The sequence below is a fragment of the Candidatus Zixiibacteriota bacterium genome (assembly GCA_034439475.1).
Classification (GTDB): domain Bacteria; phylum Zixibacteria; class MSB-5A5; order GN15; family FEB-12; genus JAWXAN01.
On sequence record JAWXAN010000025.1, the window covers coordinates 26,529 to 47,804 of the forward strand.

At 48.7% G+C, this 21,276-nt stretch carries 23 protein-coding genes and 1 pseudogene; 1 reads left to right on the top strand and 23 read right to left on the bottom strand.

Annotated elements, in window-relative coordinates; genetic code table 11:
• Nucleotides 1-105 precede the first annotated feature (105 nt).
• From csrA to SGI97_03155, 9 genes and pseudogenes are all read right to left on the bottom strand, one after another.
• Nucleotides 106-285, bottom strand: a pseudogene (gene csrA, locus SGI97_03115) (carbon storage regulator CsrA).
• Between the two features lie 41 nt (nt 286-326).
• Nucleotides 327-1,721: a flagellar hook-associated protein FlgK gene (gene flgK / locus SGI97_03120; GenBank protein MDZ4722884.1), complete on the bottom strand. Its 1,395-nt coding sequence runs from the start codon at nt 1,719-1,721 to the stop codon at nt 327-329.
• On the bottom strand, nt 1,721-2,206 hold the full coding sequence (locus SGI97_03125; GenBank protein MDZ4722885.1) for a flagellar protein FlgN: 486 nt from the start codon (nt 2,204-2,206) through the stop codon (nt 1,721-1,723). Before SGI97_03125 ends, flgK begins: the two co-directional genes overlap by 1 nt.
• Before the next feature lie 41 nt (nt 2,207-2,247).
• Nucleotides 2,248-3,222 carry a transglycosylase SLT domain-containing protein gene (locus SGI97_03130; protein ID MDZ4722886.1) on the bottom strand — a complete coding sequence of 325 codons (975 nt, stop codon included), beginning with the start codon at nt 3,220-3,222 and terminating at the stop codon, nt 2,248-2,250.
• 1 nt (nt 3,223) lies between these two features.
• A complete protein-coding gene (locus SGI97_03135; protein ID MDZ4722887.1) occupies nt 3,224-4,360 on the bottom strand; it encodes a flagellar basal body P-ring protein FlgI in 1,137 nt (378 codons plus the stop codon).
• An 8-nt stretch (nt 4,361-4,368) separates the two neighbouring features.
• Nucleotides 4,369-4,956, bottom strand: coding sequence for a flagellar basal body L-ring protein FlgH (locus SGI97_03140; protein MDZ4722888.1), 588 nt, complete (start codon nt 4,954-4,956; stop codon nt 4,369-4,371).
• 28 nt (nt 4,957-4,984) lie between these two features.
• Nucleotides 4,985-5,671 carry a flagellar basal body P-ring formation chaperone FlgA gene (gene flgA, locus SGI97_03145; GenBank protein ID MDZ4722889.1) on the bottom strand — a complete coding sequence of 229 codons (687 nt, stop codon included), beginning with the start codon at nt 5,669-5,671 and terminating at the stop codon, nt 4,985-4,987.
• A gap of 8 nt (nt 5,672-5,679) precedes the next feature.
• On the bottom strand, nt 5,680-6,468 hold the full coding sequence (gene flgG / locus SGI97_03150) for a flagellar basal-body rod protein FlgG (protein ID MDZ4722890.1): 789 nt from the start codon (nt 6,466-6,468) through the stop codon (nt 5,680-5,682).
• A 49-nt stretch (nt 6,469-6,517) separates the two neighbouring features.
• On the bottom strand, nt 6,518-7,243 hold the full coding sequence (locus SGI97_03155; GenBank protein MDZ4722891.1) for a flagellar hook-basal body protein: 726 nt from the start codon (nt 7,241-7,243) through the stop codon (nt 6,518-6,520).
• Between the two features lie 405 nt (nt 7,244-7,648).
• On the opposite strand from SGI97_03155, the gene SGI97_03160 reads away from it, so the two are divergent.
• Nucleotides 7,649-8,956: a T9SS type A sorting domain-containing protein gene (locus SGI97_03160; GenBank protein MDZ4722892.1), complete on the top strand. Its 1,308-nt coding sequence runs from the start codon at nt 7,649-7,651 to the stop codon at nt 8,954-8,956.
• A gap of 17 nt (nt 8,957-8,973) precedes the next feature.
• Here SGI97_03160 and fliJ read toward each other — a convergent pair whose 3' ends face one another.
• From fliJ to SGI97_03230, 14 genes are all read right to left on the bottom strand, one after another.
• Nucleotides 8,974-9,429: a flagellar export protein FliJ gene (gene fliJ, locus SGI97_03165; GenBank protein MDZ4722893.1), complete on the bottom strand. Its 456-nt coding sequence runs from the start codon at nt 9,427-9,429 to the stop codon at nt 8,974-8,976.
• 8 nt (nt 9,430-9,437) lie between these two features.
• The gene (locus tag SGI97_03170) at nt 9,438-10,754 is read right to left on the bottom strand and encodes a FliI/YscN family ATPase (protein ID MDZ4722894.1); all 1,317 of its coding nucleotides are present in this window, start codon (nt 10,752-10,754) and stop codon (nt 9,438-9,440) included.
• Between the two features lie 3 nt (nt 10,755-10,757).
• A complete protein-coding gene (locus SGI97_03175; protein ID MDZ4722895.1) occupies nt 10,758-11,450 on the bottom strand; it encodes a FliH/SctL family protein in 693 nt (230 codons plus the stop codon).
• Nucleotides 11,443-12,438, bottom strand: coding sequence for a flagellar motor switch protein FliG (gene fliG / locus SGI97_03180; protein ID MDZ4722896.1), 996 nt, complete (start codon nt 12,436-12,438; stop codon nt 11,443-11,445). The genes SGI97_03175 and fliG overlap by 8 nt, the downstream gene beginning before the upstream one ends.
• A 22-nt stretch (nt 12,439-12,460) precedes the next feature.
• Nucleotides 12,461-13,999 (bottom strand): flagellar basal-body MS-ring/collar protein FliF, encoded by a 1,539-nt coding sequence (gene fliF / locus SGI97_03185; GenBank protein ID MDZ4722897.1) that lies wholly within the window; start codon nt 13,997-13,999, stop codon nt 12,461-12,463.
• A 65-nt stretch (nt 14,000-14,064) separates the two neighbouring features.
• Complete coding sequence (gene fliE, locus SGI97_03190; GenBank protein ID MDZ4722898.1) at nt 14,065-14,385, bottom strand: flagellar hook-basal body complex protein FliE; 321 nt, start codon at nt 14,383-14,385, stop codon at nt 14,065-14,067.
• Nucleotides 14,386-14,387: 2 nt separating this feature from the next.
• Entirely contained in the window at nt 14,388-14,720 is a 333-nt protein-coding gene (locus tag SGI97_03195; GenBank protein ID MDZ4722899.1) for a hypothetical protein, read from the bottom strand.
• A gap of 19 nt (nt 14,721-14,739) precedes the next feature.
• Nucleotides 14,740-15,234 (bottom strand): flagellar basal body rod protein FlgC, encoded by a 495-nt coding sequence (gene flgC / locus SGI97_03200; GenBank protein MDZ4722900.1) that lies wholly within the window; start codon nt 15,232-15,234, stop codon nt 14,740-14,742.
• Between the two features lie 11 nt (nt 15,235-15,245).
• Nucleotides 15,246-15,659 (bottom strand): flagellar basal body rod protein FlgB, encoded by a 414-nt coding sequence (gene flgB, locus SGI97_03205; protein MDZ4722901.1) that lies wholly within the window; start codon nt 15,657-15,659, stop codon nt 15,246-15,248.
• A 175-nt stretch (nt 15,660-15,834) separates the two neighbouring features.
• On the bottom strand, nt 15,835-16,587 hold the full coding sequence (locus tag SGI97_03210; protein ID MDZ4722902.1) for a flagellar motor protein MotB: 753 nt from the start codon (nt 16,585-16,587) through the stop codon (nt 15,835-15,837).
• 3 nt (nt 16,588-16,590) lie between these two features.
• Complete coding sequence (locus tag SGI97_03215; GenBank protein MDZ4722903.1) at nt 16,591-17,355, bottom strand: flagellar motor protein; 765 nt, start codon at nt 17,353-17,355, stop codon at nt 16,591-16,593.
• 164 nt (nt 17,356-17,519) lie between these two features.
• Entirely contained in the window at nt 17,520-18,872 is a 1,353-nt protein-coding gene (locus SGI97_03220) for a sigma-54 dependent transcriptional regulator (GenBank protein MDZ4722904.1), read from the bottom strand.
• A gap of 1 nt (nt 18,873) precedes the next feature.
• Nucleotides 18,874-20,208 carry a PAS domain-containing protein gene (locus SGI97_03225; protein ID MDZ4722905.1) on the bottom strand — a complete coding sequence of 445 codons (1,335 nt, stop codon included), beginning with the start codon at nt 20,206-20,208 and terminating at the stop codon, nt 18,874-18,876.
• Nucleotides 20,209-20,341: 133 nt separating this feature from the next.
• Nucleotides 20,342-21,271, bottom strand: coding sequence for an ATP-binding protein (locus SGI97_03230; protein MDZ4722906.1), 930 nt, complete (start codon nt 21,269-21,271; stop codon nt 20,342-20,344).
• Nucleotides 21,272-21,276 lie beyond the last annotated feature (5 nt).

Sequence of the window (21,276 nt, forward strand, 5' to 3'; positions counted from 1 at the left end):
TTTCGGCTTATCGGAAAAATCGACAACCGATCCCGGTTTGTGTTCGCCGCTTGATAGTTTGTCTTTAATCATTTTGACCATGCCAAACAAATCGCCCTTGACTGGTTCGGATGCTTTGCGATTTTCCGACTGGATTTTGACATAAATCTCTTCCCTATGCACAACTACCGTATCAGGGGCGTCGATTCCCAACCGAACCTGACGTCCGCGAATTCCAAGCACCGACACTCGTATGTCATCGCCGATATTAATCGATTCGCCCAACTTCCGTGTGAGAATTAGCACAGCACCCTCCGTGGTGTCAGTTTCGCCTTACGGGGCGGTTATTATTGTCGTCCGACAATCCCCATGCCGTTGATCACGGTATCGAGAGCCTGATCAAAAGATGTGATGACTCTCGCGGCTGCGTCATAGGCATGTTGAGAGCGAATCATATTTGACATCTCCTCGTCAAGCGATACGCCTTGGACTGATTGTCGTGAGTTTTCTATCTGATGAAGGAGTAGCTCGTAATTATCCTTGAACGAGACCGCTTTGTTTGTTTCTACTCCAAGATTCCCGACAATACTGCTGTAAAAGTCGTTGATAGTCTGCGTTCCACCAGACATTGTTCTTGCATTTCTGAGGTCAGATATCGAGAGAGCAAGAATGTTATCCCCATCGACTGTCGATGAGGCGGCGATATTATTTATGTCTGTCACAATTTCCTGATTGAGCCGCATCAGTCCGGCGGTTTTAAATGCTGGATCAAAGAAGTTCACACCGGTCGTTCCATTGGGACCGTAACCGGAGCGATGCAGCTCATTGACCTTGTCGATGATATTGCTTGCAAGCTCGTTCAGTTGCGTCAGATAACCCGGGATAATCTCATCGCGAGACTTGGTCAATCCGGCAAGCTGGCCTGAGAGATTGCGGAGCGAGACGGATGTCCCTTTCCAAACTAATTTATTACTGAACACGCCGTTATTATTGACGCTATCGGTGCCGATTTCAAGCGAGTCAGATCCGTCGACCAATACCATCGATCCCATAGTGACCACACTACCGCCATTACTTTTCTCAAGCACCCGCACATCAATGATATTTGAGAGTTCGTCTGTTATCTGGTCGCGGGTGTCGCGGAGGTCGTTGGCGGTTTGGTTTCCGAGTTCAGTAGAAGCTATTTGCTGATTGAGGCGGGCTATCTCCGAAGTCATCCGGTTGACGTCCTCAGTCATCCCTTTTATGTCTCGGTCGGTTGACTCTCTCAATTCGGTTAGTTGGTGGGCAAGCTGTTGAAAACCGTTTACAAGCTGGTTGGCCTGTGTCACTACCAAGCGGCGGTTATTCGCAGAATCGGAATTGGTCGAAAGGTCTGACCACGAATCCCAGAACTTATTTATGAGTGATCCGAGGGCGTTGTCCTGCGGTTCGTTGAAAAGTGATTCAATCTGAGTGAGGCTTTTTTCCTGATACGACCAATCTCCAAGCGATTTATTTGCTTCGCGAAACTGTCGGCCGAGAAACAGGTCGCGTACATGTTTGATATCGTCTACTTGAATTCCTGTGCCGTATGCCCCTTTTGGGGTGCTTTCTGGAAACGATGATGATACCCGTACACGCTGGCGGCTGAAACCGGGGGTGTTCACATTCGAGATATTGTGGCCGATAGTTTGGAGCGTGACCTGATGGGTCAAAAGCGCCCGTTTTCCGATTTCCAATCCTTGAAATAAGCCTGGCATCAGATTGTCCTATCCAGAAGCAGGGTTGATTTTTGGTCACGTTCGCAGCCGGCGCGGTCGTAAGCGCTTTCGCTCCGTCCGATCTGGGCAAGCATTGTCATGGTGCGAGAGATAAATTCTCTCGATTGATTTATGAGCATAGCGTTACTGTCGCGAACTTTGGCGATCTTTTGGTTGAGGGCAATGATAGTCTCTTTCAATTGATGAAGCGTCTCGGCGTGCTCACTATCGACAAGCTCAATGAGACGTGATACTGTTAAGTCCCCATCAAGGGCGTTGACAATTTTTATCTGCTCGACAAACCGTTCACGCTCACGAGCCAGCAATTGGCTTTCAACAAGCTTTTCGCGTTGAAGCTCGGTGGTCGCATTGAGTCCGTCGATATTATTGGAGACCAGCATCGTTTTCTGCTGGTTTAACAGGGCCAGAAAAGCCTCGAATACTTGAGCCTCGCGGCTAATGATGTCTATAAGTCCGGTTATCATATCCAATTCCGTTTAGAGCGTCCTATGTAATCTGCTATCGGTCATTTAGTTTTGACCTTTAGTTCCAGGTGTGAATAAAGCGTTTGATTCGCATGGTAGAGTTTGGTTACTTTGTCCACATACGAGACTGTTTCCGGATAGGGCGGAATGCCGCCATGTTTTTCCACTGCGCCGGGACCGGCGTTGTATGCGGCAAGGGCCAGTTTGAGGTCGCCAAATCGGTCGAGCATCTTTCTGAGGTAGCGGCTGCCACCATTGATATTCTCACGCGGATTGAGCCGGTCTTTTACATCGAGTTCCTTGGCGGTACTTTCAATAAGTTGCATAAGACCCGCAGCGCCGCGAGGTGACATGGCATTTGGATTCCCTCCGGATTCTACATTGATAACTGCGGCTATTAACGCGGAATCGAGTTTGGTGGCATCCGAGGCTTCGTCAATAATATCTTTGTATCGGCTGGTGATAGCATCACCGCTGGGCTGCGATGTTATGGTTTGTATCGGTTGTGGTTCAGTTATGTGGCGTGACATAGGGAACGCCTCCTGTTTGTTTTCAATTGGGATTGGACTTCCACCATTCTGAGGCAGGCAAATTGGCTGGCCTCTCAATGGAGAAAGGGTTGTTTCATGGGGTTCATGGAGTGTCTTTATTGTGGGCGACTCAGGATTGTTGAATCGCGCTTCGACTACTTTCTCCATTGATTTATAGAGCATATTCGAAATTGAGCTATTGCCGGATGAGATAGAGAGTGATTTCGAGATTTCACTATCAAACATGTCGGTGAAGGTCTCTTTGCCTAAGCCATCGGCAAAGGGGGTGTCTTTGGTCAATGGGTCTTTGGGGATAGAACTTCGCATTGTTTTAAGCATGTAGTACAGGAAAAATGACTCGAATTCTTTGGTAGCCTTTTTCAGTCTGGTCTTCTCTTGGTCAAGAGTGTTCGCTTTTCCAGTTGTAAGTTGATTAAGCTTTGTGGGATGGATGGCCGGTTGGGCAAAAATGGGTGAAGCAGACATTTTAGATTATGACCAATTCTGCGCGGAGGGCGCCGGCCTGTTTTAATGCCTGGAAGATTGCGACTATATCACGGGGCGTCGCGCCAATCTTGTTGAGAGCGGCGGCGACATCTGAGAGATAGACTGACTCTTTCAGTTCAACCACCCGCGCCATCTCCTGATCGACAGCGATAGTCGGCTCCCGGGTTACGACGGTCTGCCCTTGGCTGAAGGCATCGGGTTGCGAGATAATGGGCCGGGACTGGATACTTACGGTAATCGTGCCATGGGCGATGGCAACCGGATCGATTGTCACAAATTGTCCGGCAACAATTGTTCCGGTACGTTCATTGATGACAATTTTTGCGCTGTTATCCGGTGTGACCTGCATTCGGCTGATATCAGAAATAAATCGAGGCTTTGAAGTTGGATCGGCCAATGAGTCCGGAACGACAAGTTTGATGGTACTGGCATCAAGGGCGTAAGCAGTGGTTCCGTATTTAATATTGATTCGTTCGGCTATTCGGTTCGAGGTCGTCTGGTCTGCCGAGCGGAGCGAAAGATATATCTCTTTGCCGCTGCCAGCAGCGACGGGGACAGGAATTGTAACTTTTCCACCGCCGGGAACACGTCCGACCAGCGTATAATTATTGACGATTTTATTCCCTTCGTCGACCTGGACATTGAATCCGCCGATGGAAACTGGACCTTGCGCTGTGGCGTAAGAATTCCCGTCAGCTCCCGAGAGCGGGGTGAGAAGCAGAGTTCCTCCCTGCAAAGACGAGGCATCGCCGATTGATGACACGGTAATATCAAAATATGAACCGGCTGTCTGCTGACTTGAGACGCGAGCGGTGACCATGACGGCCGCAATATTTTTGACTTTAATTTTTGAGGCATCGACGGTCACACCCATTCTCTGCATCATATTCACCAGCGAGCGTGTGGTGAATTGAGTGCCGTTACCATCGCCGGTTCCATCAAGACCGATGACCAGACCGTAGCCAAGAATATCTACTTCCTGTTTGTCCTGAAAGTCACAGATATCTTTAATGCGAACCATTGAGGCATCGGCAGGCGAGAAAAAGGCCTGCATGAAGAGTAGCACGAGTACAAGTCCGAAAGGACAAACGAGTTTTGTATAGAGTGAAGTTATCATAATTTCTCCTAAAACAACCAATTGGCGAGGCGGACAAAAAACCCAGCGCGGCTTCCGGTGTTGGTCGCGCCTTTGCCATCGTAGTGGATTTCGGCATCGGCAATGAAATAAGACTCGACAGTATTCTCCGCGCTGATGTCTTCTGGGCGCACTATCCCTGAAAGGGTCAACGTCTCTTTGTCGCTCGAGATGCCCATTACACGAGTGCCTTCTATGACGAGGTCGCCGTTATTTTTGACGGCTGAAACAGTGACTGACATTCGCGCTCTGATATTTCCGGTGCGGAGGTTTTCCCCTTTTCCGTCATGCTTATTGTCAGCTTTCAAATCGGCTCCAAAGAGAGGTATGAAGTCAAGCGGGCCGATACCCGGACCGCCGGAGATCGAGGAACTGCTGCTCTTTTCAGATTTTGTTTCCACCTGATTCGAGGCTCGGTTCTGCTCGACTATGAGCACGGTGAGAATATCTCCCACCCGATGGGCCTTGATATCGGTAAAAAGTGATTGGCTTTTGCCAAAATCCTGACTTCGCAGTTTTAATGAAAATGGAAGCAGGAGCAGCAGCGCCAATATAATGAGTAGTCTTCGGAAGCTCATGGATAAAACCTCAATGTTTATTATTCTTTCAGGGAGTCACCACAACCGAGTGACTGTCTACAATTTTTGCGATTACAATTTTCCCTGAAGATGTATTCCGTACTTTTACTAAATCTCCTTTGAGACCTGACTGAAGAAGCTTCCCTTCTGTAGAGACACTGAATCCGGCGTTCTCAAAGACAATCGTCACTGCATCGCCGGTCTTAGCGGTTGGAATAGTTTCAAAGGCCTCGGCGGTAAGAATTTGTCCTCGATTGAGATTGCGCTTGCTTCGCATTCCAATAAACACATTGCCATTGGTCAGCGCGTTTTCCTGTAGTGTTGTCGTCTCGACTCGTTTCAGTTCATAGGCCGAGCTGTCAAGAATATCATTCTGGCGGATATGCCCGGTTGCAACCAGAGCCTTTGCGTAACGGCGAATGCGAATTTGGATTTGCGCCTGCTTTATTTTCCCCCCGGCCTCGGATAGAACGGCTTTGATCGACAAGAGTCCCAACGGTTCTTTTTGACTCATGGGTCTAATTGTCAGAGCTTCGGGTATTACTTCGCCTTCGTTTAGAGAATTGGTCAGGATTTCTATTTCGTAGCTGATCGGATCAAGCTGATAATAATCCATAATTCGCGCCTTGATTGCGTCCTCGACAGGCATAGCAAATCCGGGCTGAAGCATTAACAGCGCAAGACCAATACATCCTATATATGTTCTTGTTTTCATCGGCTTCCCTATCGCTTGAGATTGTTTGCTATCGATGACATATCGTCGGCCGTCTGAATTGCTTTTGAGTTCATCTCATACGCGCGCTGGGCGATAATCATATTGACCATTTCATCAACGACGCTCACATTTGAAATTTCGAGATAGCCTTGGTTGACCTCGCCTATCCCCCCTTGACCCGGGGTATTGGTAACCGGCGCGCCGGAAGCTCCGGTCTGTGTCATCAAGTTGCGGCCAATTGACGTCAAACCTGCGGGGTTAATGAAACGCGCAAGTTCGATGGAGCCGACTTGGGTGGTCTCGTCCTGTCCGAACTGCTGTACTTCGACAGTGCCATCGCGGCCAATCGAAACCGAAAGCGCGTCTTCAGGAAGCGATATTTCCGGAAGCAAGTAATAGCCATCCGAGGTGACAACCCGTCCATCGGCTGACATTTTGAAAGCGCCATCGCGGGTGTAGGCAGTCGAACCATCGGGCTGACGAACCTGAAAGAATCCGTCCCCTTCTATAGAGATATCGAGCGGGTTGCCGGTCAACTGCAAATCGCCAGTTGTGAATTGGCGCGTTGTAGCCGAGGGCTTGGTTCCGTACCCGATGGCGAGTCCGGCTGGAGCCTGGCTTCCCACTGCGGTGGCAGAACCGGCTCTCCGAAAATTTTGATAGAGAATGTCCTGAAACTCTATTTTACTTTTCTTGAAGCCGGTGGTGTTGACGTTGGCAAGGTTGTTGGCGATGTTATCAACATTCATTTGTTGGGCCGACATACCTGAGGCCGCTGTTCGCATTGCTTTAATCATTTTCTTATTCTCCTATATCCTTTTCATTCTGATTAGCAGGCGTGAAAATTTATCGAGCCACCTTTTGGAAGAGGTGGTCAAGCGAGGCATCCTGTTGTTGCAGGGCTTTCGCGTTTGCTTCGTATGTGCGGTAAGTGATAATCATATCGACCATCTCGCGGACGACATCGACATTGGCGGTTTCGAGATATCCCTGTTGGATAACCGTATTAGTGACTGGGGTTACTTCCACCCCCTTGGGCACTCCGAATAGCGCTCCGCCCAAACGTTCAAGTTTGTCGTGGTCTGTAACCGAAACCGGAACAATACGTGATACCGATGAACCATCGACTTCTATTTCTCCGGTTTGGCTGATGACAACTTTACCATCGCCGACCTGAATGGGACCACTTTCACTGGACAATCGAAATCCGCCGGGGTATGCCAAAAATCCGGCGCTGTCGACTTGGAATGTGCCTGATCGGGTTAGCGCAACTGAGCCATCGCTTGCTTCGAGTTTGAAAAAACCGTCTCCTTCTATAGCAAGGTCGAGCGGATTATCGGTCTTATCAAAAATACCTGGAGAATAATCGACATGAACTTTGTCGACCATCGGCTGTTCCCAGTCAGTTTTCTTTGGGATTACTTTCTGCTCGGCTTTAGAAAGTTCACGTGTGAACATGGTATCTTTCTTAAAACCGGCAGTGCCAACATTGGCAATGTTGTTTGCGATAATCTGCTGCTTGTTGACCCTCGGGATCATGCCCGAAGCTGAACGGTACATTCCTTTAATCATAGTATCCTCCATGGGACTATATTCAAGGCCTGTGCCAAGACTTCGAGCAGGTTTGTAAGCTATTCTTACATTGTTGGTTAGGTAAACCGGCCGGTCAGTGGCATCACTCTTGACCTCGAAATAATCGGAAAGGAATACTTAGCTGGCCGGAGAAATTTTCTGAAAACGGGATATGAAAAGAGATTTGGGAGATTTCAGGCAGTAAGATGCATAGCTATGAGTTCAAGACAAGTTTCCTCTTGCAAATATCGCCTTAATTTGTTACTTTCATAGAGACACTAAAACAGCAATGCCACAGCAAGTTAGATTATACTTTCAGAGTTCTGCCGTAAGACTGCCCGATTTTTTAACATCGATCCTTTCAAAGCACGCTTTTTGCTCAAGGAGAGCTTCAAGGAATAGACCATGACAAACCGCCAGCACCATTTTTCAGCCTTTACAATCTTGATCCTAACCTTTCTCCTCATATTGGGGACAAGTGATCAAATATTGTCCGCTGATCCGGGTATTCCGGATACACTTTCGATCGATTCGATTTCAACATATGTGGGCGGAAGCAGAGTTGTGCCGGTTCGGTTCTATAATGATCAACCATTGACAGCAATTGAGATGACTCTTCATGAGAACTCGCCGGATATACAGATCGATTCATTCTCCTTTACAGGAGGTCGTGTCGAGTCTGCCACTTTTCGATTATCAAAAGTCGACACTGTTACGGGCATCCTGAGGGTCACAGTTCTGCCCACAGTATCTCTAATTCCAGCTGGAAGCGGACTTCTGGGCAAAATCTACCTCTCATATCCTCCAACTATTTCGGGACAGTTTGTTACGTTTGATACTATACGGTTTGTTGATAATTTTCTCGTGCGAACAACCTCGTTCTCTGCCACCGGGGCAGTAGAATATAAACCGAAAGTCAAAAAGGGGTATTTGGACATCAACACGACTCCTGAGTCGTTGGATTCAGTTTGGATCACTCATGTCGAATCTGAGCAAGGAACTGAGACGGCTGTGGATGTTATGCTTTTCAACCAAAGAAATATTGCGAATGTCGCCTTTGCTCTAAAATTTGGCTCCGATGACCTTCAACTCGACAGCGTGTCATTCGATGGCGCGCGAACGGCAACCGCATTCCCAAAAACAGTTCAGCCTCGCGGCGCGGATAATTCGGTGCTTATCTATCTTGAGTTCGACGAAACAACCCCGTTACTGCCGGGTAGCGGACTTGCCGCACGGCTTCATTTGAGCATTTCACCATCCGCAACGCCCGGACCTGTATTAATTGATTCTCTCACCTATGCGCCGACCTGGAGTACATTTATTACCCTTTCGGCTGATGACGGGGGCGGAAGATTCACCCCGATGTTTTCAGGAGGAAGTGTGGAAGTGCGTGTATCCACAGGTATTGACGATGAAACCGATCAAACATTGCCGGGCAGCTACTCATTGTCTCAGAACTATCCAAATCCTTTTAATCCGACGACAACTATTGAATTTGCGCTGCCCGAAGCCTCGCAGGTTCAGATCGAAGTTTTCAATTTACTTGGAGAGTCTGTTCGAGAACTTGTGAATAAACAGTTTGGAGCCGGTGTCCACCACATCGAATTCGACAGCCGCAACAACGCCAGTCAATCGTTGGCCTCTGGAATGTATTTTTACCGTATAATCGCGGGCTCATTTAGTTCGAGCAAGAAGATGATTTTGTTGAAATAGGATTCGGAACGACGAGACTATTCTACTTTTCGTTTTCCCAGACGAAAAGTATTTATTCCGATCTCATCGGCTTCTTTCCGTTCATAGTCCTGAATTGTATCCTGATATTTTTTCTGTGCCCGCTCTTTGAGCTTTTCATGAACTTTCTTCTCTTTGACAGCAATCAACAGTTTCTCTCTTTTTTTATCGGCCTGTCGTTCCAATCCTCTTAACAGTTCAAAGCCTGCAAACTTTTCCCCTTTTAACTTGAGTAAGAAGCGCGAAGCGTTTAGTAGCTGACCGACGGGTAATTGACCAACCTGCAAAGTTCGCTGCTGATCTAAAGTCTCCTGCCTTTGACGTTCTACATCACCAAGCCGCTCTTGTTGTTTGTGTACATGGGTCACGGCCACTGCCAGTTCCAACTGGCGCTCTTTTTCGAGATGTTCTTTGAGTTTCAGAAGCGTCTCAAGGCGATACGAGAACTTTTTCATCTTGCGGGTCATGAAGCGATGATGCGGGACAATTCAGCGACGGCGTCAGAATGCTCGACCCGTTCATCGATACCTTGCCGGAAGAACTGATTGAGTGCATCAATTTTAGATACTGCCCTATCAATTCGAGGATTTGTTCCCTTTGCATAAGCGCCGATAGAAATCAAATCTTCGGATTCGCGGTAGGTGGCTGCGATTTCTCTGACCTGTGTGGCGAGTTGCTGTTCCTCCTTAGTCGACACGGCTGTCATGAGGCGGCTGATTGAATCCAGAAAGTCGACAGCCGGATACTGATTCATGGCGGCATATTTTCGAGAGAGCATTATATGACCGTCGAGAATCGACCGCACGGCGTCTGAGATCGGCTCATTGAAATCGTCGCCTTCGACCAGAACGGTGTAGAGTCCTGTTATCGAGCCGGTTTCGGCACTGCCAGCACGTTCGAGAATTGATGGAAGCAGGGCAAAAACTGAAGGTGTGTATCCCTTTGTCGCTGGCGGCTCGCCTACAGCAAGACCAATTTCCCGTTGGGCCATGGCGACACGAGTAATGGAATCAAGCAATAGCATCACATTCAGACCTTGGTCGCGAAAATACTCGGCAATAGTTGTTGCCACCATCGCCCCTTTTATTCTCACCAAGGCTGGTTCATCTGAGGAGACTGCTACTACAACCGAGCGTTTCAGTCCTTCAGGTCCGAGGTCACGTTCGATGAACTCTCGCACTTCCCTTCCGCGTTCTCCTATAAGGGCGATGACATTGACATCGGCTGAGGAACCCCTTGCAATCATTCCCAGCATGACGGATTTTCCGACACCGGATCCCGCAAATATCCCCATGCGCTGACCTTGACCGATAACTGTCATCGTGTCCACAACTTTTATCCCAGTTCTAATTGGCTGAGTGATTCTTCGGCGGCTCATAACGGGAATTGGCTGAGCATTAATCGGTCGAGTCTGCGCACAAGTAACAGCGCCTTTGTGGTCGATAGGCTGACCGAGCCCGCCCAATACACGGCCAAGCAATTCTTTGCCGACAGTTATGCGGAGTTGATCAGAGATTGAAGTTACAATCGCCCCGGGTGTGATTCCGTTAATCGTCCCATAGGGCATAAGCAGAATGCGGTCATCACGAAACCCAACAACTTCAGCGCTTATTTTTGTATCGTTCGTGCGGTTTTCGATGGTGCAGAGTCGCCCGATTGAAACTGCGGGGCCCGCGGCTTCGATCACCAAACCGACTACTTGGGTCACTTTGCCAAAATGGCGGACCGTGCTCACTCGATTAATTCTATCGGCGTACATGGAATAGGCAATGGAATTCATTGGTTACTCGCCCGCCAGTACCGTGGCCGTGATGACCTCGAATTGCGACTCAAGCCGGGCATCGATATCACCAGTTGGAGTTTCAATAAAGCACCCTCCGAATTTTACCCGGGGGTCGGCTTCGACTCGCAGGTCTTTGATAGTAGTCGAATCGCCAAGGAACCGGTCGATATGTTGTTCGACTATCGGTAGAAAATTGGGATTTACTTTAATGACGATTTTTGATTTGTCGATAAGGCTGTCTATAATTTTGGTAATCATCTGGACAGTGGCTTGCTGATCGATCTGGACAGCATCAAATGTCACTTTGCGACTAATCTGAAGGACCAATTCCAAAATCTTTGTTTTCGCATCTTCGAAATGCGCGGCGCGAAGAGAGACTGTGTCGTTAATGGCCTGATCGAAAGTGTGCATTACTTTCTGAGCTTCTTCGAGCCCCTTGGCAAGTCCCGCCTGATAGCCGCTTTCATATCCCGTCACACGGCTTTCTTCGCGTCTCGCGGCCACGACACTTTCAATTTTGACGACTTCCTGGATAGGTATGAGTTTCGCTCCATCGGGCGCGGTGATATACGACACGGCAGGAAAAAGGGCGCCCAGTGTCTTTTCGGCGCGAAGTTCAGTTTCTTTATCACGCTGTTGTTCTCCGATGAGGATGCTCGGTATAGAATTCGAGTAGCGTATAATCTTAGACAATGATTTCCTCTTTACCGCCGCGACCGGAGATAATGACCTGGCCTTCTTCTTCGAGACGCCGAACGGCCTCGACAATTCTCCCCTGCGCGGCTTCGACATCGGACAGCCGTGTCGGGCCCATAAACTCCATCTCCTCTTTAATCATGACGGATACGCGTTCGGAGACATTGGCGAAAAGTTTTGTTTTGACTTCCTCGCTGGTTGCTTTGAGGGCAATCGAAAGGTCTTTTGTTTCGACTTCTTTGAGTAGCCGCTGGATCGAACGGTCATCGAGAAGAATGAGGTCGTCAAAGACAAACATCATATTTTTCACTTCGGCGGCAAGTTCGGCATCTTCGGCTTCGAGTGACTGAAGAATATTTTTTTCGGCAGTCGAGTCAATGAGATTAAGAATCTCGGCAATGGCTTTGGCTCCACCTGAAACGGACAGCTCCCGTCCCGCCGATTGCCCAAACTGACCTTCGAGGGTGACTTCGATTTCTTTAAGAATCTCGGGGGATATCTTTTCCATTGTGGCAATGCGAAGCGCGACCTCGGCCTGCATTTCTGGCGCAAGCTCGGAGAGAACCGATGCAGCTTTCTGGGGTTTGAGCTGTGTAAGAATAAGAGAAATAGTCTGGGGATGCTCGCTCTGAAGAAAACCGCCCAATTGTTTGGGGTCGATGTCTTTCAAAAGGGAAAAGCCTCGAGTGGAGAAGGCTGACTCGAGCCTATTCATTATCTCGGTTGCCCGTTGCACCCCGACTGCTTTCTTGAGCAGTTCGGTTGCGAAATCGATGCCGCCTTCGGAAACATACTGCCGCGCCATGAATATTGTGTGACATTCATTCATGACCTGCTCTTCTACTTCAGGAGGGACCGAGCGGAGATTGGCAATTTCAAGCGTGATATTTTCAAGGTCTGTGTCTGTCAGTCCTTTCAATACAAGAGCTGAAACCTCCGGACCAAGCGAGACAAGCGCCACTGCGGCTTTTTGAGTTGGGGTCATTGTTTCGTATTCCAAAGCCATTTTATTCCGCCATCATCGTTCTGATAACTTTGGCTATCTCGTCGGGATGCTGTTTGGCTGCCGTCTGAAGATTGTCAGTCATGCGAGGGCGTCTGTGCTCCAAGGCGGCTTCGGCTGCGGCCTGTTGTTGTATTTGCATAGCGGCAACCGGCGCGGGTGGCGGCATAATTCTACCAAGCGCAGCGAAGAGATTTTTGGACTTTCGTTTTAGGTAGAGGAAGGCGAGCAACGCGAGAAGTATAAGCCCGACAACCTTGCCGATCTCCATATAATATTCCCGCTGGTACATTGAATCGAGCATTTGCTGGTCATTTTCAAGAGTTTGCCTATCGAAGGGTATGTTTACCATTTCGAGCTGGTCATTTCTCTGGGGATCAAAGCCGACTGCATTTTTGACAATCGACGAGAGCCTGTCGAGGTCTTCCTGTGAACGGGGCTGGTATGTGGGAGCGGTGTTTTCCTCAGCTCCTTCAGGCAGGCTGTACATACCATCGACCATCACTGCGATAGAGAGCCGCTCGATGCTTCCCACAGCGCTGACAATATGCTCGACGGTTTTGCTTATTTCATAATTTGTGACATTTGTTTCGGTTGAGCCTTGCTCGTTGCTTTCGCTCGTCTCGGGCGTCTTGTCAGTGACAGCATTAGAAGTCTTGGTGCGTTCTTCGCTACGTATAACCGGAGCGTTCGGATCAAATGTCTCTGAGGTTTTTTCAGCCTGCTGAAAATTGAGATCGGCGGTCACACGAACAATTGCCTTATCGAGCCCCAAAACGCCATCGAGCAAGGATTGGGCTTTCTCCTGAAGATATGTTTCCACTTTTCTGCGGGCATCAAGCTGGGTATCAGAAAGCCCAGCGACGGCGTCTGTCTCGCGTCCTCCGGATAGCAAATTACCTTCATAATCGACAATTGCGATATTATTCGGTTTGAGACCTTCGACCGATGCCGCAACAAGGTGAGTTATGCCATCGAGCTGAGAGGCGGACAGTCCGTCCCGGCGACGGAGTTTCAGCACAACTGAGGCGGTGGCTTCTTTTTTGTCCTCTTTGAAGAGTCTATCTTTGGGCATGACAATATGCACTCGTGCGGCCTGCACCTCACTCAACTGCATAATGGTGCGTGTCAGTTCACCTTCAAGAGCGCGCCGGAAATTGAGATTTTGCAGAAAATCGGTCATGCCGAGATTATTTTTATCAAAGAGAGAATAGCCGATTGTACCTTCGCGGGGAAGTCCCTGCGAAGCCAAAGATATCCGTGTGCTGTAAACGTCATCGGATGGGACTTCGATGCTCGAACCGTTGTCAGCGAGCTTATAAGGAATTTTATTATCGTTGAGATAAGCAACAACTTCACCGGCTTCGGCGGGTTCGAGATTCGAATAGAGCCGGGCGTAATTGACGCTGTTAATCCAGCCGACAAGCACGATCGTTCCGACTATAGCACCGGCAATGAGGCCGAATAACATCATAACCTGGCTGGCGGTCATGCGGCCGACAAAGCCTGATGCGTTTGAAAAGACTGATTTTACGTTATCCATTCCCGTTCCTATGTTGGTCTTCGTTCATGCCGTCCTTGGCCTGATACATCGACGTAATTCACCGATTACATCGGCATGTGTATTATTTCTGTGTATGCGTTCAATAATTTATTGCGTATCTCCAAAAGTAAATCCATTGTTAGTCCGGCTTCCTCGGCCTTGATCATCACCTGGTGCAACTCAACCGGTTCTCCGGCCATCATGGCTTTTTGGATATCGGCTGACTCGTGCTGAAGGTCATTCACCGAGTTGAGCATATTGGCAAAGAGATCAGAGAATTTGTCATCGCCGACAATTTCTGAAGGATTAGTAATTCCAATCTTTCCGCCAATCGGTTCAACGAGACCAGGCGCAAGTCGGACAATATTTGAAATAGGCTCTGGCATGTTCAGACCTTTACGTCAACAAGCCGCCCGATGGGCTGTTTGGAGTCAGCGGGCACGCTATCGGTTGATCCATTGGCATTTCCCAAACGAGCTTCGGGTTTGAATTTACTGAAGAGCATTTCAAGAGCCGCACGCTCGGCAACGCTCAGCATATTCGCATAGGAGCCGGCTGGGGCTTTATGCGCGATTTGGGATGCCTGGCCTTTGGCTTGGGGAGTCAAAACCTCCGTTTTACCTACGAAATTGGCAGCGCGTTGTTCTAATAAGACGGCGGTCTGTTGTTCTCGCTGGCGGACTGACTGGTAGCTTTGAATGCCGATTGGATTGATTTTCATAGTTTCACCTTATCCTTATCTAAATATCGAGAGTATCCATTATCATTTTTTTGGAGGCCGCAATAGCCGAGGTATTGGCCTCATAGGCGCGCGATGCGATCATCATGTCGACCATTTCAGTAATGATTTCGACATCGGGCATTTTGACATACCCTTCGGCGTCAGCATCGGGATGCGAGGGGTCATAGACCAATTTGAATGTGGATTCAGGGTCCTGCACTTCCTTCATGTCGGCGGTCGACAGATTCGAGGCTGTCCCAATTTTATAGGATTTGCCAAGTCGATGAGATTCGTTTGTGCGAAGCAGCTCGGTGTTTGCTTTTCTGAGTTCCGAGTCAAAGCCGCCGGAGAGTTTATCTTCACTGACTATTATCCGTTTGCGGCGATACGGTCCGCCTTCGGCCGTTTCAGTCGTCTCAGCATTTGCCATATTCTGCGCGACAACATCCATCTTTGCGCGCTGGACCGAAAGGCCTCGGGCTGAGATTTCGATTGAATTGAGTATTCCTGCCATGATAATATTCCCTACTTGCTGGTGATAGCCGTTCGGAGACCTTCAAATTTTCGCTGGAGCAATTTTGCTCCCACAGTAAAGAGGATTTCATTTTGGGTCATTTGTGTGATCTCGCGATCTATGTCCACCGAATTCATCTCACCATCGACGATGCCCTCGCGGTTTACCTTCGGAGGTTTACTTGGGTGATTGCCGATAGGAATATGATTTTGATGTGTGGTGACTCGAGTCAGCTGGGTTGTGGCCCCATTCGCTTTATTAAATTCATCGGTAAAGTTTATATCTTTGGCTTTGTAACCGGGAGTGGAGATATTGGAGAGATTGCCGCTGAGCAGTTTATGGCGGAAGGCGGCCATATCGAGATACTTCTTATATGAAGGCACTCCGATCTTGTCGAAGATGTACTGCGACAGTTTGATCGGCATTATTTCGTTCTCCTTGCAAAGTTCATCGTGGAGACCTAATGCAAGGAGAGTGCCAACTTTTCAGGACAGAATCTAACTTGTTGAGTGTGAATTGATTATATGAAGCCGGGGTGTCGCTGGCCGTTCTTGCAAGTGTGCGATTGTGGAAAGAAGTTCCGCACTCAATGGAAAAGAGTTACTGGCTGTCGCTTGAACCGTAGAGTTGCGACGACGGCTCTTTGAGGGTGAGTTCCATGGTGAGGATAACGATATCGACGCGGCGGTTTGTGGCTCGGTTTTCGATTGAATTATTTGGAACCAGCGGACGGTATTCGCCGTAACCGAGCGCGGAGATGCGGCTGGGGGCTAAGGCATGGTCATTTGTGTAATATCTGACGACTTCGGTAGCGCGAGCCGATGAAAGCTCCCAGTTGGAGGGATATAGCGAAGTGGCGATTGGCCGATCATCGGTATGTCCTTCGATTCGTACATGGTTTGGCAGTGGTTTGATTTCGCGGGAAATCAGATCAAGTATCTCCAAGGCCTTCGGCTCTAAAGTGGCGGAACCATCTTTGAACAATGCTGATTCGAGAATGTGAATCACAAGACCGCGCTCGGTTATTTCAGATTGTATCTCGTCTTCGCGCTGGAGCTTTTTGAATCTTTCCTGTACTCTATTCTTTATTGTCTTCAAACTTCCGGCGCGCAGTAGACTTTGGTTCACTTTAGGGGCATCAAGCTCTTTAGCCTCACTGGGAACGACACTCTCCCCGCCTTTGAGAACGCCGTTGAGCGCCTCGGCAATTTTACCGAACTTTTTGGCATCGACCTGAGACATGGAATACATGACGACAAAAAAGGCGAGTAACAATGTTATGAGATCGGCATAAGTCAGGAGCCAGCGTTCGTGGTTCTCCTCATTGCCGATCTCTCCCCGTTTTCGCGCCACAGTTTAACGCTCTTCCCGGCGGCTTGACGGGGCAACAAACGAGAGAAGACGGGTGCGGATATTACGCGGGTTTTCCCCGGATTGAATAGCCACGACACCCTCCATAATTAGTTCGAGGTTCGCCATTTCTTCTTCATGGCGAAGCTTGAGCTTATCTGACACAGGCAGGAAAAAGAGATTTGCCAGTCCTACTCCCCACAATGTGGCAATAAAGGCGCCAGCAATCGAAGATGCCATTTTTGAGGCATCGGTAGCGTTGCCAAGGGTGTGAACCAAACCTAAAACTGTACCGAGTATTCCCAGAGTCGGGGCAAAACCGCCCGCTTTTTGAAAAAATACTATTCCGCGTTTGTGCCGTTGTTCGAGACATGACATTTCAGTTTCGAGTATCTCTCGAAGCACGGTAACCTCGGTTCCATCGATAAGAAGCTGTACAGCTTTATAGAAGAACGGATCAGTTATCTTTCGGAGGTCGTTCTCAAGTCCCAAAATTCCTTCGCGCCTCGCCTTTTCAGCCAGCTTGACCAACGAATCGATAGCATCAGGCAGACGGAGATTGTTGCGTTGGAAAGCAAGACGCAGATAGTTTGGTACTTGGAGGACTGTCTGGGTAGAGGTCGTGACCATCGTTGCGCCAAGTGTTCCGCCAACCACAAGCAATATTGGTGCGCCGAGGAAAATCGCATCGAGATTGCCGCCTTCCAGAAGAAAGGCACCGCCTGTAGCGCTGACGGCAAGAATCAATCCAAAAAGAGTCGCAAAATCCATAGGACAACAGCACGCATTCGTTTAGATCGTTAGCATGTCGGCCAAACCAGATATGGCTCGTCCAACACAGGAAATATCGGCAGGATTGTATAAAAATTAATCAGAGAGGAATGCGCTGCATTCAATAAAGGCTGAAATACTATAGAAGTTATGGGCTAAGACGCTTATGACGAGGGCTCCAGATCATATTCTGCAAGTTTATTACGGATGGTGCGCGCGGTCACACCGAGGACCTCTGCGGCCTTTGTTTTGTTGCCATTGAACTTCTCAAGCGTCTTGAGAATGAGGTATTTGCTACCCTCCTCGATTGTCATCGGAAGCTTAAGAGCGGAATTGGCATCGGCCATTTTCCCCAAAGACAGTTCGACCGGGAAGTCATCCTCGTTAAGATATTCCGCGCGGGTGGTCACGACCGCGCGTTCGATTAGATTTTCGAGTTCTCGCACATTGCCCGGCCAGTGGTATTTCATGAATAGGCGGAGCGCCTCGGGAGTCATGCCAAGGATATTCTTATTGTTTTCCTTGTTGTACTTTTGAATGAAATGATCTATCAGAAGCGGTAGATCCTCTTTTCTGTCATCAAGAGGCGGCAGATAAATTGGAATGACATTAAGTCGGTAGAATAGATCTTCGCGGAACTGCCCGGCGCTGATGAATTCTTTGAGGTTTCGATTTGACGTCGCAATAAGACGTACATCGACCTGAATTGTTTGGCTTGAACCAATGCGTTCGAATTCGCGCTCTTGAATCACGCGCAACAACTTTGATTGCAAATTGAGGGGCATTTCTGAAATTTCATCGAGAAGCAGAGTGCCGCCGTTAGCAAGTTCGAAGCGTCCTCTATTGGTTTTCTTGGCGTCGGTAAAGGCGCCTTTCTCATAACCGAATAATTCAGCCTCGACCAGATTTTCGGGCAATGCGGCGCAATTGAGTTTTATGAAGGGGCCATTTCGCCGACTTGAGGCGTAGTGAATGGCTCTGGCAACCATTTCTTTGCCAGTCCCGGAAGCGCCCGTGAGCATAACTGTAGAACGGGCATCGGCTACCAATTGAATGAGCGAGAAAATCTCCGACATGATTTTTGATTTGCCAATAACGTTTTGAAAACGATGGGCAAGATCGTTGCGCAGAGATTCATTCTCTTTTCGGAGGTGGAGAATCTCAGACACACGGGTCAGGATCATCTCAAGCGTCTCGGGCAGGACGGGTTTGAGCAGAAAATCGTATGCCCCTTTTTTTACGGCCTTCACCGCAGTTTCTACAGAACCGTAGGCTGTCATGATGATTACTACCGTGTCTGGGCTAAGCCGTTTGACATGATCGAGCAGGGCGATACCATCGACCTCTCGCATTTTCAGGTCGGAAAGCACTATGTCATACGACTTGGCTTTGATAGCAAGAATCGCTTCCTCGCCGTTGAAAACCGAATTGGTCGAGTATCCGGCCCGTTGGAGGGTTTCGGTCACGAACTCATTGACCAGATTGTCGTCATCGACGATTAGGACCGAATATTTCATTTCAGCTCTCCACTTTTATTTCAGTTTCGTCATTCAGGGCTCTCAATGATGTATCAAGCAAGGTGGGCAAGAGCACTACAAACTCCGCCCCTCCGTTCTTTCCATTTCGCGCGAGGATATCTCCTCCATGCGCTTTGATAACTTTGGCAGCCACAGCAAGTCCAAGTCCGTTGCCATCTACTTTTGTGGTGAAAAACGGCGCAAAAAGATTTTTCTCGGCCTCACGTGAGAGACCGGGGCCGGAGTCGCTAAAAATTGTTTCAACAAGTGTCTCGTCCAAACCCAGGATTATTCTATCTCCGTATCGTTGGGCGGCAAGCTGACGAGGCAGGCAGCGGTAGGATACAACAATTTCTCCGACTCCACGGCATGCCTCGGCCGCATTCAAGAGAAGATTGGAAAAGACCTGACGGCAGAGGATAGCATCGCACCAGAGCACAACCGGCAAGGCATTGTGAGGAGCACTATGATCGAGGCGGATTAAGAGACTGACAACCGCCGCTGGATTGTCGGCTTTGAAATGATCCACCGCTGACTGCAGAAATCCGTTATAGTCGACACGCTCACGGCGGAGGCTTTCGTTTCGAGTATAGTTGAGTAAGGTTGTGACAGTTTGATTCAGGGAATCAACACCGCGTATTATTTTGGTGACCAGAAGATGCCGGGGGTCATCCGGAGAAATATCTCTTTTAAGGAGCGAAGCAAAGCCCCCTATTCCGGCGAGCGGATTGCGAACCTCATGGGCGATTGTGGCGGCCATTTCGCCCAAAGCCGCCAAGGCCGCCAATCGGCCTATCTCCTGCTCCATTTTCTTGACTTTGGTCAAATCATGGAACATCTCCACCGCTCCGGAGGGCATACCGTCCTTATCATGCAAGAGAGCAGTGGATACCGATAGATAGAGACGACTGCCATCAGAGAGATCGACCCTCTTCTCCACACCTTCAACAGTCTGTCCGCTTTCCGAGGCCCGGAGTGCATTGGCTTCGATCGGCTCACCCACCGGAATAGTATCACGATACAGTTTTCCAGTAGGATCTTTCAGAGGGATCCCGAGCAAACGGGAAGCGGCCGGATTGAAATGAGTAATGCATCCCGCCTTATCGACAGCGATCACTCCGGCAGAGATGGATTTAAGGATACCATTTAGAAATTCGGTTGCGGCCAATGTCTCTGAGGTTGCGGCGACAAGAAGCTTATTGACCTGGACAAGCCGCTCGTTCTGGACAGTAAATTCATCATTTAATTCGATGTATTGCCGCTGGAGGCTGTTTACTAATCTATTGAACGAAGCGTAAGATTCGGTAAAATTGGCGACACTTGTGGTTTCAGACATGCCCATCCACCTTCAGATGGGGACTTCCTGATATAGAATTATATGTGGCCATGCGACGCAAGCGTATCGCCACATGGAAAAGTTTTCAACAAAAACTTTCATAAAAAACAAAATGACTTAAATAGAGCTTATTCTACTCAGGGATTGTAATCCTGAAGGTCGTACCGATTCCTTTTGGGGAGGAAACCTCAATTGTGCCATTGAGTTCCTCGATCTGAGTCTTGACGCTGGTCAGACCAACTCCACGCCCCGACAATTCTGTAAGCGAAGAGGCAGTCGAAATGCCCGACTCGAAAATAAGTTGTGATGAGTGTTGCTCAGACATATGCTTTGATGCGGATCCGTACCGAACTGATAGCGCAATTGCTTGTGATTTTATTGCCTCGACATTCAATCCGGTTCCGTCATCGCTTATCTCGATTATTAGCCACTGACCATCCTTGGAGGCTGAGATACTAATAGTTCCCATAGGGGTCTTTCCGACGGCTTGCCTCACCGAGGGCAGTTCAATCCCGTGGTCACAGGCGTTGCGAAGCAGGTGAATGAGCGGCGTTCGGAGCTTTTTGGCTGTTTGAAAGCTGAGCTCAAGCCCGTTTATCGGGCACTCAACCCGGATAGTTTTGCCGAGTTTCTTAGCAAGTTCAGCAATATGACCGCGAAACGAATCTATAAACTCTGCAAACGGCATATTCATTCTTGGCTTCTTAGCTACGGCAGTTGTTTGCCGCACATTGTCAATGTGACATTTTAGCTCATTGATCGAATTCTCAAGATTAACATCGCTTTTGGACAGAATCGAGGGGGTTCGCGATCTAATTTGAGACAGTACGGTTTCGAGTTTGTGCGCCGTTTTGACGATGTCCTCCAACTCAAGAAATGCCGCCGCTCCTTTTATGGAGTGGACAGCGTAGAAGAGGGCGTTGATTGCGTCTGTATTTTTAGGATTTTTTTCAAGAATTGAGCAATTGTGGTGAATTGTCTGAAAAAGTAAATCCGCTTCAGTGAGGAATTCGCGGGTAATGTCGTTTATGTCTGAATCGGGCAAAAAGTGTGAATCGGCCATAACCA